The 13803-nt window shown below is 70.7% G+C and carries 12 protein-coding genes; 7 read left to right on the top strand and 5 right to left on the bottom strand.

The window, feature by feature from the left end; translation table 11 throughout:
- Window positions 1-182 precede the first annotated feature (182 nt).
- Window positions 183-662 (bottom strand): DUF1772 domain-containing protein, encoded by a 480-nt coding sequence (locus E1288_RS41250; RefSeq protein WP_132494103.1) that lies wholly within the window; start codon window positions 660-662, stop codon window positions 183-185.
- 297 nt (window positions 663-959) lie between these two features.
- On the opposite strand from E1288_RS41250, the gene E1288_RS41245 reads away from it, so the two are divergent.
- From E1288_RS41245 to E1288_RS41235, 4 genes are all read left to right on the top strand, one after another.
- Complete coding sequence (locus tag E1288_RS41245; RefSeq protein WP_132494102.1) at window positions 960-1337, top strand: peptidase associated/transthyretin-like domain-containing protein; 378 nt, start codon at window positions 960-962, stop codon at window positions 1335-1337.
- 60 nt (window positions 1338-1397) lie between these two features.
- Window positions 1398-4514: a BTAD domain-containing putative transcriptional regulator gene (locus E1288_RS41240; RefSeq protein WP_132494101.1), complete on the top strand. Its 3117-nt coding sequence runs from the start codon at window positions 1398-1400 to the stop codon at window positions 4512-4514.
- Window positions 4515-4779: 265 nt separating this feature from the next.
- Window positions 4780-5082 (top strand): hypothetical protein, encoded by a 303-nt coding sequence (locus E1288_RS47570; protein ID WP_165968539.1) that lies wholly within the window; start codon window positions 4780-4782, stop codon window positions 5080-5082.
- A gap of 654 nt (window positions 5083-5736) precedes the next feature.
- Complete coding sequence (locus E1288_RS41235) at window positions 5737-5985, top strand: hypothetical protein (RefSeq protein WP_235884170.1); 249 nt, start codon at window positions 5737-5739, stop codon at window positions 5983-5985.
- Between the two features lie 180 nt (window positions 5986-6165).
- On the opposite strand, the gene E1288_RS41230 is transcribed toward E1288_RS41235, so the two are convergent.
- On the bottom strand, window positions 6166-7143 hold the full coding sequence (locus tag E1288_RS41230) for a cation diffusion facilitator family transporter (RefSeq protein ID WP_132494100.1): 978 nt from the start codon (window positions 7141-7143) through the stop codon (window positions 6166-6168).
- Window positions 7144-7257: 114 nt separating this feature from the next.
- Here E1288_RS41230 and E1288_RS47565 point away from each other — a divergent pair, with 114 nt between their 5' ends.
- Entirely contained in the window at window positions 7258-7692 is a 435-nt protein-coding gene (locus tag E1288_RS47565) for an FAD-linked oxidase C-terminal domain-containing protein (protein WP_268952022.1), read from the top strand.
- 33 nt (window positions 7693-7725) lie between these two features.
- Window positions 7726-8748: a membrane protein insertase YidC gene (gene yidC, locus E1288_RS41220; RefSeq protein ID WP_235884169.1), complete on the top strand. Its 1023-nt coding sequence runs from the start codon at window positions 7726-7728 to the stop codon at window positions 8746-8748.
- Between the two features lie 168 nt (window positions 8749-8916).
- On the opposite strand, the gene E1288_RS41215 is transcribed toward yidC, so the two are convergent.
- Together E1288_RS41215 and E1288_RS41210 are read right to left on the bottom strand one after the other, a co-directional pair.
- A complete protein-coding gene (locus tag E1288_RS41215; RefSeq protein ID WP_132494097.1) occupies window positions 8917-9546 on the bottom strand; it encodes a class F sortase in 630 nt (209 codons plus the stop codon).
- Window positions 9543-10946, bottom strand: a complete 1404-nt coding sequence (locus E1288_RS41210) for an MSCRAMM family protein (protein WP_165968537.1) — start codon at window positions 10944-10946, stop codon at window positions 9543-9545. The genes E1288_RS41215 and E1288_RS41210 overlap by 4 nt, the downstream gene beginning before the upstream one ends.
- 432 nt (window positions 10947-11378) lie before the next feature.
- On the opposite strand from E1288_RS41210, the gene E1288_RS41205 reads away from it, so the two are divergent.
- Window positions 11379-12173 carry a Bax inhibitor-1/YccA family protein gene (locus E1288_RS41205; RefSeq protein ID WP_132494096.1) on the top strand — a complete coding sequence of 265 codons (795 nt, stop codon included), beginning with the start codon at window positions 11379-11381 and terminating at the stop codon, window positions 12171-12173.
- Between the two features lie 396 nt (window positions 12174-12569).
- On the opposite strand, the gene E1288_RS41200 is transcribed toward E1288_RS41205, so the two are convergent.
- Window positions 12570-13790 (bottom strand): acetyl-CoA C-acetyltransferase, encoded by a 1221-nt coding sequence (locus E1288_RS41200; protein ID WP_132494095.1) that lies wholly within the window; start codon window positions 13788-13790, stop codon window positions 12570-12572.
- Window positions 13791-13803 lie beyond the last annotated feature (13 nt).

Below are 13803 nucleotides of genomic sequence, written 5' to 3'. Positions count from 1 at the left end.
ACGGCTCGATTCGCTCCCACAGCTCGTCGGACACGATCCATGGCGGCTGCTCACCCTTCTTCACACGATCATGATCAACCATCAGGGAATGCCAGTCACTACAAGTGATCATTCTGTTAGGAACTCTAAGTCGTCCAGCGGTGCATCCGGGTCCAGCGAGGTCGTCACCGCCGGGGCCCGCGTCACCGGCGGGCTCCGGCCAGGTTCGCAGCGATGATCACCAGGACGAAGGCGGTGAGAGCCGTGGTCACCCGGATGTCGTTGAACGTGCCCCAGACCGCGAGCCGGTCCAGGTGGTCGGGGGCGAGCTCGCCGGCGGCCCAGCGCTTCATCTCCTGGTTGATCGGCACGTTCCCGAACCTGGTCACCAGGATCGAGGCCACTGCGAAGGCGGTGGCGGCGATCGCCAGCGTGCGCGCCCGGCCGCGGGCGCTGAAGGCCAGCCAGCCGGTGGTCGCGGCCGCCGCCGCCATCAGGAGCTGCATGACGACGCCGTTGACCTTCATCAACTCGATGCGGAACGCGAGGTGCACGTCCAGCGGCACGGCCGAGAACGTCGGCGTCACGTTGGCCCAGCCGTAGAAGAACGCCCCGGAGAGCACTCCGGTCGCCAGCAGCGCGAAGCCCGTGGCGAGCCGCGCGTTGATCGATTTCGCAGACATGGGCCGAGGTTGCGGTGCGGCGCTCGCAAACCGCACACAGCCCGCTCGCAGCAGGCGGGTTGTCCGCTTCCTCCCGATCCGGAATCGGGACGCGAATATCCGGACGCGCCGGAATGGTGCGGGGTTGCTTTTTCCGCTTGTTCTGTGGGGAATTTCCCGGCCGCGCCGTTCTGCCGGTGCCGTTGACCGGCCGCGCGTAGCGTGACCCGCGTCCGTTGAAATTCTTCGCCCATCCCGGTTCGCCGCGCTGTTTCCGGCAGACCGGGCAAAGGGAATCGTTGTGTAGGTGGTAGTTCCATGAAGCGCTTCGCCCTGTCGATGATCGGCACCGCCGCGTTGGCCCTGACCCTCGTCGGCATTCCCGCGCAGGCCGCGCCCGCCGGCCCGGAGGCGGCCGCGTCCTGCAAGTTCACCGGCCACTCGAAGAGCCTCGGCGAAACCGGGTTCGGCCTGCGCGCCAGCGCCACGACCAACCAGTCGGGCTGCGAGGTCACCGGGAAGCTGGAGCGCAAGAGCGGTTCGGGCTGGACCAGCGTGACGACGAAGTCCAAGACCTCCGACGGCTCGAAGAACGCCCTCTTCAACTTCGAGTGCGGCAATCGCGCCGAATACCGGCTGATCGTCACCACCGGCGGCGACAACGTCACCATCGGATCCACCGGAAAGGTCTGCTGAGCGGAATTCGCGCGGAGCGGCGGAATTCGCCGCTCCGCGCTTTCCTGGCAGGGTGGGCGCATGCGGATAGGAGTCCTCGGGCCGTTGGACATCAGTGCCGGCGGCGAGAAGGTCGTCGTGGGCGGCGTTCGACTGCGCACGCTGCTCGGTCGGCTCGCGCTGGACTCCGGGCGCACCGTTTCGGTGGAGGCGCTGACCGAGGCCCTGTGGCCAGGCGCCGACGGACCCGCCGACCGCGTGCACGCGCTGCACTCGCTGGTGTCGAGGCTGCGGCGGCTCCTGCCGGACGCCGTGCTGCGCGAGTCCAACGGATACCGGTTGAACGCGGAATCGGTGGACTGCAGGCAATTCGAGGAACTCGCCCGCGACGGCCGCAGGGCCCTGCACGACGGGCACATCGAGCAGGCGGGCCGGTTGCTGCGCGAAGCGCTGGCGCTGTGGCGCGGAGCCGCGTTCGAGGACGTCCCGGACGCGCCGTTCGCCGTGGCGGCGCGGGTGCGGTTGGCCGAGCTGCGGCTCGCCGCGATCGAGGACCGGGCGCAGGTCGATCTGCAGACCGGAGCCGAATCCCCGCAGCTGGTGACCGAATTGCAGGCCCTGACCACGGCGCATCCCGACCGCGAGCGCGCCCGGGCACTGCTGCTGCGCGCGCTCCAGTCGACCGGGCGAACTGCCGAAGCGCTGAGCAGCTACGAGGATTTCCGCGTGGCGCTGGCGGAAAAGCTCGGCGCCGACCCGTCGCCGGAGCTGCGCGAGGCGCATCTGGCCGTGCTCCGCGAGGAAACAACCGCACGGCCGCGCGGCAGCAACCTGCGCGCCGCGCTGACGAGCTTCGTCGGGCGCGATGCCGAACTGGCCCTGGTCGACCGGAGGCTGGCCGAGCACCGGCTGGTCACGCTGACCGGCCCGGGAGGCGTGGGCAAGACGCGGCTGGCGACGACCGCGGCCGCCGCCCTGGCCGGTGAGCAGGCGGTCTGGTTCGCGGAACTGGCACCGGTGTCCGACCCGGCGGACGTTCCACAGGCGGTTCTCGACGCTCTCGGGCCCAGGACGGCACCGCATGGTCGGGACGCGCTGGATCGGCTGGCTGACGCGCTGTCACCGGCCCCGGTCGTGCTGGTGCTGGACAACTGCGAGCACCAGCTGGACGCGGTCGCGTCCCTCGCGGACGGGCTGCTCGGCAGCTGCCCGGACCTGAGGTTGCTCGCCACCAGCCGGGAGCCCCTGGGCCTGCTCGGCGAGGCGCTGGTGCCGGTGCCGCCGCTGGGCCTGGCGCCGTCGGGCGCGGACGTCGCCGGTGTGCTGACCAGCCCCGCAGGACGGCTGTTCGTGGACCGGGCGAGGGCGGCGAACCCGGATTTCGCGGTGACGGCCGGGAACGCGGGCGTGATCGCCGAGATCTGCCGGCGCTTGGACGGCCTGCCGCTGGCCATCGAACTCGCCAGCGCGCGGGTCCGGTCGTTGCCGGCGGATCGCGTCCTCGCGCTGCTCGACGACCGGTTCCAGCTGCTCACCCAGGGAAACCGGGCCGCGCTGCCCCGGCACCGCACGTTGCGCGCGGTGGTCGACTGGAGCTGGGACCTGCTCGACGAGGCGGAACGATCGGTCGTCGCAGCGCTGGCGGTGTTCGGCGGTTCGATGACCGCGGAAGCCGCCGAACACGTCTGCCCCGCCGACCTGCCCGCCGCAGTGGTCCTGTCCGCGCTGGTGGACAAGTCGCTGCTGGTCGTCGATCCGGTCCACGATGGACGGTCGATCCGGTACCGGATGCCGGACACGATCCGTGAGTACGGCCTGGAGAAGCTGGCCGACGCCGACCGCGTCCGGGCCGCCCACGCGCGGTACTTCCGCGAGATCGCCGAGCAGGCCGCACCGCACCTGCGCGGGCCGGAACAGCTGGAATGGGCGCCCCGGCTCGCCGCGGACCGCGACAACTTCCGCGTCGCGCTGCGCTTCGCCTGCGGTGCGGGCGACGCCGACACGGCGATCCGGCTCGCGACGGCGCTCGCCTACTACCTGACCATGCACGGCGATCACGCCGAGGCGGCCCGGCTCCTGCGGACGGCGCTGGAACTTCCCGCCGACGCCACCGCGGCGAACCGCGTCCCGGCCACGGCCGCCTACCTGCTGAACGCGGTGCTCTCCGGCGAAGTCGCCCCCGAGGCGATCGGCAGATGCCGCGAATCAGCCGGCAGCGAGCACCCTTCCGGAGCCGTGATCGAGCCGCTCATCGCGCTGCTCACCGGGGATTTCGACGCGGCCCTGGCGGCGATCGACCGGCGGCAGCCGCATCCGGCGCCGCTGGCGCGGGCGATGCTGTCGTTCGTGCGGGCGCTGGTGAACGGCAACCGCGGTGCCCTGCCGAAGACCTGCGACGATCTCGCCACGGCCGCCGAGCGGTTCCGGGAGCTGGGCGAGCGGTGGGGGATGGTCAGCTCGCTGACCTACCTCGGCATCACGCGGACGATGCTCGGCGATCCCGACGCGGCGATCGCGGCTCTGCGGCGCTCGATGGCCCCGGCCCGCGAGCTCGGCAACGACCACCACCAGCGGATCTGGCTGGCGACCGCGTACGCGCACGCCGGGGACGCCGAACGCGCGGAAGCCGAACTGCGCGGCGTGATCGAGTCCGAACCGGCAGCCCAGCACCTCGCCCTCGCCCGGCTGAAGCTCGGCGACCTGGCGCGCGGTGGCGGCGACCTGCGGGCCGCGGACGCGCAGTACGACCTCGCGTGGTGGGCGGCCGGGCCGCGCCGAGACGTCGACCCGGTCTTCCGATCGCTGCACGGAGTGGCCCGGGCGCGGCTCGCCCTGGCTCGCGGTGCGTGCGAGGAGGCCCGGCGCGACCTGCGATCGGCGCTCGCCGCGGCGTCGAAGACGTCGGACCTGGTCCTGGTGGCGGCGATCGGCAGCGCGATCGCCGAACTACCGGCCCGGACCGGGGAACCCGCGGCGGCTGCGGAACTCCTCGGAGCGGCCGCAGCGCTGCGAGGAGCGCCGGACGCGCTGAACCCGGACATCGCGCGCCTGACCGGCGAACTGCGCGCCGAACTGGGCGAACAGGCAGCCGCCGAAGCAACGGCCCGCGGAAACGGCCTGAAACACGACGAGATCCTCGGCCTCTTCGAGTACCACCTCGCAACCCCGGCGGACACCTCGGCAAGCACGCAGCGGTGACCCGGGACTGGCGCGAACGGCCTGTTCACGTCGATAGCCGAGGTGAATGGCCTGTTGGTCTCGGTTGGTGAAGGTGAACGGTCCGTTCGCTCGTTGTGCTTGGTGTGAGGTGAATGGCCTGTTGGTCTCGGTTGGTGAGGTGAACGGTCCGTTCGCTCTACCCCGGGCGTTTCCGGTGGGTGTTGTGGTGCGTCTCATCGGCCGCGCGCGGCGAAAGGGGTTTCGTACCGGGGCGATCAACCGGGACAATGCGCGGCCATGGCCTATGAGCGCGCAGATCCCCGAGCCGGTGATCCAGGGCGGCCGGGACCCGGACAACCCCCCGAGCGGCCGGGGCCGCCACCCGGAGCACCGCAGGGCGGACCGCCGCCGGGACGGCCTCCGCAGCCGCCGGGCCAGCCGCCGCAAGGCCAGATGCCACCCGGCCAGATGCCGCCGGGCCAACCCGGGCCGCCCCGGCAGGGGCCGGGGCAGCCGATGCCACCCCAGCCGGGACCGCCGCCGGGACCGCACCAGGGCCCGCCGGGACCGCCCGGTCAGCCGGGTGGCGTGCAAGGCCCGCCAGTAGGTCAGCCCGGACCGCCGCCCGGCCAGCAACAAGGCCCGCCGCCGGGCCCGCCGCCAGCAGGCCAGCCGACGCAGGTAGTGCCGCAGGGCCCGCCGCCAGGCGGTCAGCCGACGCAGGTAGTGCCGCAGGGCCCGCCGCCAGGCGGTCAGCCGACGCAGGTGGTGCCGCAGGGCCCGCCCCCGGGAGGCCCGCCGATGCCGCCGCCCGGCGGTCCGCAGGGCGCTGCGCCGTCCGGGACGGTGCCGATGGGCCAGTCGACGCCGGTCGGGCAGCACCCGGTCCAGCAGCCGCCCGCCAACCAACCCCCGGCGACGCGCATCCAGCAGCGCATGGAGCCCCCGGAACCCGAGCCGTTCCGGGACCCAGGGCACGCTCCGCGACCCGGAGCCGTACCAGGACCGCTACCGCGACGACCAGTACGACGACCGGTACCGCGACCAGTACCAGGACCGCTACCGGGACGACCCGTACGACGATCGCTATCGCGACGACCCGTACCGGGATCCCTACCGCGACGACCAGTACCGGGAGCCGGAGCGCGATCGCTACCGGGAGTCCCGCGCGGACCGCCACCGGGACCGGGACCGGGACTACGACGACCGCCGCGACCGCGGGCCGCGCTTCCAGGGGCCTAGCGCCGACACGATCGGCCGCGTGATCCAGGTGTTCACGGCGCTGATCGCGCTGGTCTTCGTGCTGCACATCATCTTCTCGGTCGTCGGCGCCAACCAGGACAACGACTTCGTCGCGTTCACCTACGGCACGGCGAAGTTCTTCGTGTTCGGCCTCGGCGACGTGTTCACCCCGGACGACGCGACGATCGGCTTGATCCTGAACTACGGCCTCGCGGCGCTGATCTACCTGTTCGCGGGCCGGATCATCGCCCGCGCGCTGAAGCGCTGAGCGTTCTCCGGTCGTGAGTGCTTTGGAGTGCCATAGCGCTCCAAAACACTCACGACCGAGGCCCCGGCGTGGTGAATTGGCATTCATGAGTCGGGGATCCCCACCGCGAGAAGGCGACCGTAGTTCCCGCAGGGGGGCCGCCACCCGCACCGCCACGCAGAGCAAGTTTGGAAGCAGGTTCTAGAGCGGGTGGCCGTAGCGGGCGAGGACCCGGGCGCGCAGCTCCGGGTCGTTGCGCGGCACCGGCTCCAGGAACACCTCGTCCAGTTCCGCGAATTCGGCGCGCAGCATCGAGTCGATGCGCACCACGACGCGTTCCAGCTCGGTGGAGTCCAGCGCCGCGGCGAAGTCCAGGCGGGCGCAGAACAGCACCCGGTCGGTCCCGGTGTTCATGGACAGCACGTCCACGACGAAGTCCACCTCGGGCTGCTCCGCGAGCCTGTTCCGCACGGCCGCCAGCAGCCGCCGGTCGGCCTGCTGGCCGATCAGCAGCCCCAGGTTGGTGCGGGCCATGGTGTAGGCGACCGCGGCCAGCAGGGCGCCGATCGCGAGCGAGGCGAGCCCGTCCCAGGCGCTCGACCCGGTGAGCTGGTGCAACCCGAGCCCGGCGAACGCGAGCAGCAGCCCGGCCAGCGCGGCGCTGTCCTCCAACAGCACCGTCTTGACCGTCGGATCGTCGGAAATCCGCAGGTGGTGGAGGATCTTGTCACCGCTCTCGGCGGCCTCGGCCCGCACCTGCCGCATCGCGCGCAGCCAGGACACACCCTCCAGGACGAACGCGATCGCGAGCACGACGTACCCGACCAGCGGCTGGGTCTGCTCCTCCGGCGGGCCGAGCAGGGTGCGGAAGCCCTCGATGAAGGCGAAGACGGCGCCGGAGACGAAGATGCTCATCGCGGCGATCAGCGACCAGAAGTACCGCTCCTTGCCGTAGCCGAACGGGTGGCGGGCGTCGGCGGGCTTGCCGGAGCGCCGCAGCGCGGTCAGCAGGAACACCTCGGTGCACGTGTCGGCCACCGAGTGCGCGGCCTCGGAGAGCATCGCCGCCGACCCGGTGATCACCCCGGCGAACGCCTTCATGGCCGCGATGGCCAGGTTGATGCCCAGCGCCACCAGCACCGTGAGCGTGCTCTCGCCGCCCTTGTCCGTGTCCGCCATCGCCGACTCCCGGTCCTCGTCGCTCCGGCGAACACGCTAGGCGCGCCGGGGCGGCCAGGCCCGTCAAGGCCGGTCACACCGCAAGTCGGCCTCCCGCAGCGCCACACGGTTCTCCTGCCGCTGCCCGTGCAGGTCGCCGCCGACCCCGACGCGGTCGATGGCGTGCGCCGGCTCGTCTACGACACGGCGGTGCGGGATCACGGCGGCACCTTCAGCGCCGAGCACGGCATCGGACCGAAGACCGCGGGTATGTACCGCCGCTACGTGTCAGAGGACGTGCGCGAACTCTCGGCGGTGCTGAAGCGGCGCTTCGATCCGGACGGGATCCTCGGCTGGTCGCTTTCGTCACCTGACCGGGTGAGCAGGCGAAATGGGGTCCGTCCCGTGGGTCGGGCGACTTGGGGCGCGCCACATTTCCAGGGGGTGGCGGCCGTGTTATGCCCGGGCATGGCACCCTTGGGTTGGCTGTTCCTGCATTTTGCTCGGGTGCGGCTGCGCACGTACGCCCCGGTAGCGCCGGATAGCCGGGCCATGACCAGGAGTGGCTGAGTGGCAGACTTTTTCTCCTTCATCCTTTACCCGGTGTCGGCGATCTTGTGGTTCTGGCACAAGGTCTTCGGCGCCGTGCTCGGGCCGGACAACGGCTTCGCCTGGGCGCTTTCGGTGTTCTTCCTGGTGTTCTCGCTGCGCGTGGTGCTGCTGAAGCCGGCGATCAGCCAGCTGCGCGCGGGCCGCAAGATGGCGAAGTTCGCGCCGCAGATCCAGAAGCTGCGCGAGAAGTACAAGGGCGATCGCCAGCGCATGGCGCAGGAGATGCAGAAGCTGCAGTCCGAGCACGGGGTGAACCCGCTCGGCGGCTGTCTGCCCGCGCTGTTGCAGATTCCGGTCTTCCTGAGCCTCTTCCACGTGCTGCAGAACTTCCACCCGGGCGCGGAGAGCAACTACATCTTCGACCGGGCTGGCGTCGAGTCGTTCATCAACGCCGACATCTTCGGCGCCAAGCTGGGGAACTGGATCACCCAGCCCGCAGACCAGCTCGCGCTGTTCGGCACCGACCGGACGTCCATGATGATCGTCGGCATCCCGCTGATGCTCATCGCGTCGGTGGCCACGTTCTTCACCATGCGGCTGTCGGTCAAGAAGCAGACCGACGCGGCGATGGCCAACCCGCAGTCGGCCATGATGGCCAAGTTCATGATGTACATCGCGCCGGTCGGCGCGATCATCTCCGGTTGGTTCCTGCCGATCGCGGTGCTGCTGTACTGGCTGGCGAACAACGTCTGGACGCTGGGCCAGCAGCACTTCCTGACCAAGAAGATCGACCGCGAGCAGGAGCGCGAGAAGGCCAAGGAGATCGAGGCCAAGAAGGCGGCGCCGCGGCCGAAGCCGGGCCAGAAGCCGGTGCGCGCCGAGGCCAAGAACGGCGAAGAGGAAGCGGAGCCGGCCGCGGCGACGACTGGCGGCGCGAAGCCGGCCGGCGGCAATCAGGCCGGCGGAGCCAACGGTCAGCGGCCGGGCAACCGGCCGGGCGGCAAGAAGAACCAGCCGAAGAACCGGCCGGGGAAGCAGGCCGCGTCGGCCAAGAAGGGCAAGAAGAGGCGTTAGGTCCGCAATTTCAATGGAAATCAGAGCCCTGATTTCCATTGAAATTGCGGCGAACGGAACGAAGGTTCCGTGGTTCGGAAGTGGCGAAAGGGCCGGTGGAGGAAGATCCACCGGCCCTTTCGCTTGTTCCGGGATGTCCGCCGGGCCGCCCGGAGGCGGTCGGGCTGGTTACTCCGGGGTGGCCACGACGATGCGGTTCTCGTCGTAGCCGAGGTCACCGCCGACGTAGCGCCCGCCGCAGGTCACCAGCACCAGGCGATGCGCCCCACCCTGGCCGAACAGCTCGCGGGCCCGGCCGGGCAGCTCGTCCTTGTCCACCGTGACGACCTCCGACACCCGGTACCGGTACTCCCGGCCGGCGTCGTCGACGACGGTGACCGGCTGGCCGGTCTGCGATTCCCACAGCTCGGCGAACGGCCCGACGGTGCCCTTCCAGTTGACGTGCCCGGCGAGCACCGTCGCGCCCTTCGGCGCGTCCAGCCCGGCGCCCCACCAGGTCGCCTCGCCGACGCCGTCCGGCACCGGCAGGGTTCCCGAGCGGTCGATCTCCTTGCGCACGAGCTCCGCCGTGCCGCCCTGGGGCAGCCGGATCGTGCCCGGCGGCTGCCCGGCCGGCACGTGCACCGGCTGGGCGGGCAGCGCCTGCGGGGCGACGGCCGCGGCGTGCGGTGTCGGTTCGGCCGGGGCGGCCGGCTGATCGCCGCCGAACAGACCGCCGGCGATCAGGACGACCGCCGCGACCAGTCCGATGATGCCGACCGCCACCAGCGCGAACAGGGAACGTCGAGACTTGCTCACCGCTGCCGCCCCGCCCCGATCCGGCGGCGCACCGCCACCGCGCCGAAGGCCGCGACCAGGGTCAGACCCGCCAGACCGCCGATCAGTCCGGCAGGAGTCCCGCCGTCCGCCGGGGTCGGGTCACCGGCCGGGATGTGGATCGGCACGGTCGGGGTGTTCGGCGTGTTGGCCAGGCTCAGCTCCAGCGTCTCGCCGGGCTGGACCGTGCCGGACACCGACGGCGGGTTCGCCTCGTCGAACGCCTCCTCGTAGCCCTTGGCGGGCGCGACCTCGGTGAGCTTGATCTCCTGCGGGGTGCGCAGGTCGGGCACGGTGGCGGTGCCGTCCTCGCCGGTGACGACCACGAGGGGCTGTCCGTCCTCGCCGAGCAGCGGGGTGCCGTCCTGGCGCAGCGCGGGCGAGCCGTCCGCGGCGGTCACGCGCAGCGAGACGCCGGCGATGCCCGCCTGGCTCTCCGCGTCGACCTTGCCGACGTGCACCACGCCGGGCGCGGTCACCGCGGTGGCGGTGGCCTCGACGGAGAGCTCCTGCTCGCCGCCGGTGGACACGACGCGCTGGGTCGTGTCGGGCTGGTTGACGGCCTGCCGCACGTACGGCCGCTCGGCCGGGGCGGACAGCTTGCCGGTGATCTTCGGGTTCGGGCCGGTCGGCGTGACCTTCAGCGCCAGCGGGCTGCCGTCCTCCGGGGTGGTGACGGTGCCGTCGGCGTCCAGGCCCTCGACCGTCGCGTCGGTCAGCGCGAGCTCGACCGGGACGCCGCCGACGCCCTTGTCGTCCGCGCGCTGCACGGCGAGCGTCCAGTCCGCGGCCTGGCCGATGGTCTGCTCGCCCTCTGGTGCGGTGAGCTCGGCCTTCCAGGGGCCCCGGTTCGCCGCGGCTTCAGCCTTGAGCTCCTCGACCGCGGCCTGCGCGCCCTGCGGCAGCTTGGCGAAGTGGGCGTCGGCGTCGTAGCCGATGCGCTTGAAGTCGTTCTGCGGGTCGAGGTCCGCCTGGCTGCGGGGCGCGGCGGTCCACGAGTGCAGCAGGTGCGCCAGCGCGGCGGCCTCGTCCGGCGACTGCGTGTTGCCGTAGCGCAGCAGCAGGTACGAGATGTTCGCCGCCACGTCGTCCGGGAGCTTCGTGCCCCACTTGGTCTTGAGCTCGTCGCCCGGCTGGTACTCCTCGCCGCTGTCCGGGGCGGTCAGCGCGAACTGCACGCACCAGACCTGCTGCCCGTTGACGAGGTAGGAACCCAGCCAGTCGCGGTCCGGTTCCGGATTGCCCCGGTACGGTTGCCCGGGCCGGGTCTCGTGGCCGATCGCCTCCTGCGGGTCGGCGCTAGCGGCCCCGGGGGTGGCGAGCAAGCTGCCCCCCGCGAGCACGGCGGTGCCGAGCACCGCCATGAGCCATTTCCTGAACATGCGCATGCAGCTCCAGTTCCGGTGGTGGAGGTGAGAGGCGCCACGTGCTCGTTCTCCGAACCCCGACCAGGAGCACGGGTGGTCGCCTCACGCGATGATTCCGATCACGGAGTGTGTCCACAAGAGGTCATTAGGTGTACCTTTCCGGTTACTGCCCGCCGAAGGTCGCGCACGTACAGTTCGGTTCGGTCACCCGTTGGGCCGCACCGCAGGCATCCCGGCCTCGTTCGGTGCCTACCGGTCGCAGCGCCGGTGATCGGTTGGCGACGCGATGTGATCGTTACTGTTCGCGAAATCGATACCCAGTAGTGCCCCGCCTCGATGGGGAGCGGAGAGATCGAACGGTAAAGTCGGTTTTACCGAAACGGGAACCGGTCAACGCCCCCGATCGTTGTTCCGAGTGACGGCGCAAGCACGCCCCAGGAGGATGAGTTGCGCACATCGAGCAACCCAGCGTTCCGCAACCTGCCGACGACCGGCGGTTACGCGAACTTCAACTACGGCCAGGGGCAGCCTGCTGCGCCCTTCGGCCAGGCGCCGGCTGCGCCGCCGCAGACCGCGCGACCGATGACCATCGACGACGTGGTCACCAAGACCGCGATCACGCTCGGCCTGGCGGTGATCACCGGCACCCTGACCTACCTGGTCGGTCCGCCGGCCGTCGCGCTGGCCCTGCCGGCCGCGATCATCGGCCTGGTGATCTCGCTGGTCATCATCTTCAAGAAGAAGATCAGCCCGGCGCTGGTCATCGCCTACTCGGCGGTCGAGGGCGTGTTCCTCGGCGGCATCAGCTACGTGATCGCGCTTGCGGTCGGCAACCCGGGGATCATCATCCAGGCCATCGCGGGCACCGTCGGTGTCTTCGCGGCCATGCTGGTGGTCTACAAGACGGGCGCCATCCGCGTCACCCCGAAGCTCACCAAGTGGATCATCGGCGCCATCGCCGGTGTCGCGGTGCTGATGCTGGTCAACATGATCGCCAGCTTCTTCACCCCGGGCGGACTGGGCCTGCGCGACGGCGGCGGCCTCGCGATCGCGTTCAGCCTGCTGTGCATCGGCATCGCGGCGTTCAGCTTCCTGCTCGACTTCGACGCCGCGGACCAGGCGATCAAGGGCGGCGTGGACGCCAAGTTCGCCTGGTACATCGCCTTCGGCCTGATGACCACCCTGGTCTGGCTCTACCTGGAGATCCTCCGCCTGCTCTCCTACTTCCAAAGCAGCGACTGACAAGACAGGTATTTCCAGGCTCGTTTTGCGTGGCGGTGCGGGTGGCGGAACCTCAGACGCCGCCTGGACTGTGGGAGCCCCGACTTACGTATGACCAATACGCGGCGTCGGGGCTGTCCTCGCCAGACGACGTCTGAGAACCCGCGGCGGTGCGAGTTGCGAGGGTGGGCTAAGCGGCTTCGCCGCTTGCGGCGGCCCCCGCAGTGCGATCGTCAGCACCGCAGCGGCGGTACGCAGTAGCTGATCGCAAGGTCCGCCAGAGGCGTCGAAACGGGCCCAGCTGTCCATTGTTGGACGGCTGGGCCCGTTTCTTCTCGTCTATGGACAGTCTTGTCGAGGTGAAGGGCGCCTCTGGTCGAGTCGTTGGTCAGAGGCGCCCTTTGCTCATCGCCTGAATCAGGAAAGGCGTTCCAGGACCATGGCCATGCCTTGGCCGCCGCCGACGCACATGGTCTCCAGGCCGAACTGCTTGTCGTGCCACTGGAGGGAGTTGATCAGCGTCGTCGTGATCCGGGCGCCCGTCATGCCGAACGGGTGGCCCACCGCGATCGCGCCGCCGTTGACGTTCAGCTTCTCCAGCGGGATGCCCAGGTCCTGGTAGGACGGGATCACCTGGGCGGCGAACGCCTCGTTGATCTCCACCAGGTCGATGTCGCCGATGCCCAGCCGGGCGCGCTTGAGCGCCTGCTTGGACGCCTCCACCGGGCCGAGGCCCATGATCTCCGGCGACAGGCCGGAGACGCCGGTCGACACGACCCGCGCCAGCGGGGTCAGGCCGAGCTGCTTGGCCTTCGTGTCGCTCATGATCACCAGCGCGGCGGCGCCGTCGTTGAGCGGGCAGCAGTTGGCCGCGGTGATCCGGCCGTCCGGGCGGAACACCGGCTTGAGCCCGGAGACGCCTTCCTTGGTCACGCCGGCCCGCGGCCCGTCGTCGGCGTCGACGACCTTGCCGTCGGGGGTGGTGACCGGGGTGATCTCGCGGCTCCAGAAGCCGTTGGCGATCGCCTTCTCGGCCAGGTTCTGCGAGCGGACGCCGAAGTCGTCCATCTCGTCGCGGCTGATGCCCTTGAGCCGGGCGAGGTTCTCGGCCGTCTGCCCCATCGGGATGTAGACGTCCGGGATCACGTCGAGGGTGCGCGGGTCGGTCCAGGAGTCCGCGCCCTGCTCGGCGGTCTGCTGGGTGCGCGCCTGGGCCTCGGCGAACAGCGGGTTCTTGGTGTCCTCCAGCGAGTCGGAGTTGCCCTTGGCGAACCGGGACACCATCTCGACGCCGGCGCTGATGAACACGTCGCCTTCGCCGGCCTTGATCGCGTGCAGCGCCATCCGGGTGGTCTGCAGGCTCGACGAGCAGTAGCGGGTCACAGTGGTGCCGGGCAGCTGGTCCTGGCCGAGCAGCACGGCGACCACGCGCGCCATGTTGTAGCCCTGCTCGCCGCCGGGCAGGCCGCAGCCCAGCATCAGGTCGTCGATGTCCGCCGGGTTCAGCTCGGGCACCTTGTCCAGCGCGGCGCGGATGATCTGCGCGGTGAGGTCGTCGGGCCGGAGGTCCTTCAGCGAGCCCTTGCCTGCTCGGCCGATGGGGGAGCGCGCGGTGGCGACGATGACTGCTTCGGGCATGGGAACTCCTTTG

Origin of the sequence: Saccharopolyspora elongata, assembly GCF_004348985.1 — a bacterium.
Classification (GTDB): Bacteria; Actinomycetota; Actinomycetes; order Mycobacteriales; family Pseudonocardiaceae; genus Saccharopolyspora; species Saccharopolyspora elongata.
The sequence above is the reverse complement of the archived record's forward strand: the minus strand, read 5'-3'. Positions and strand labels throughout refer to the sequence as shown.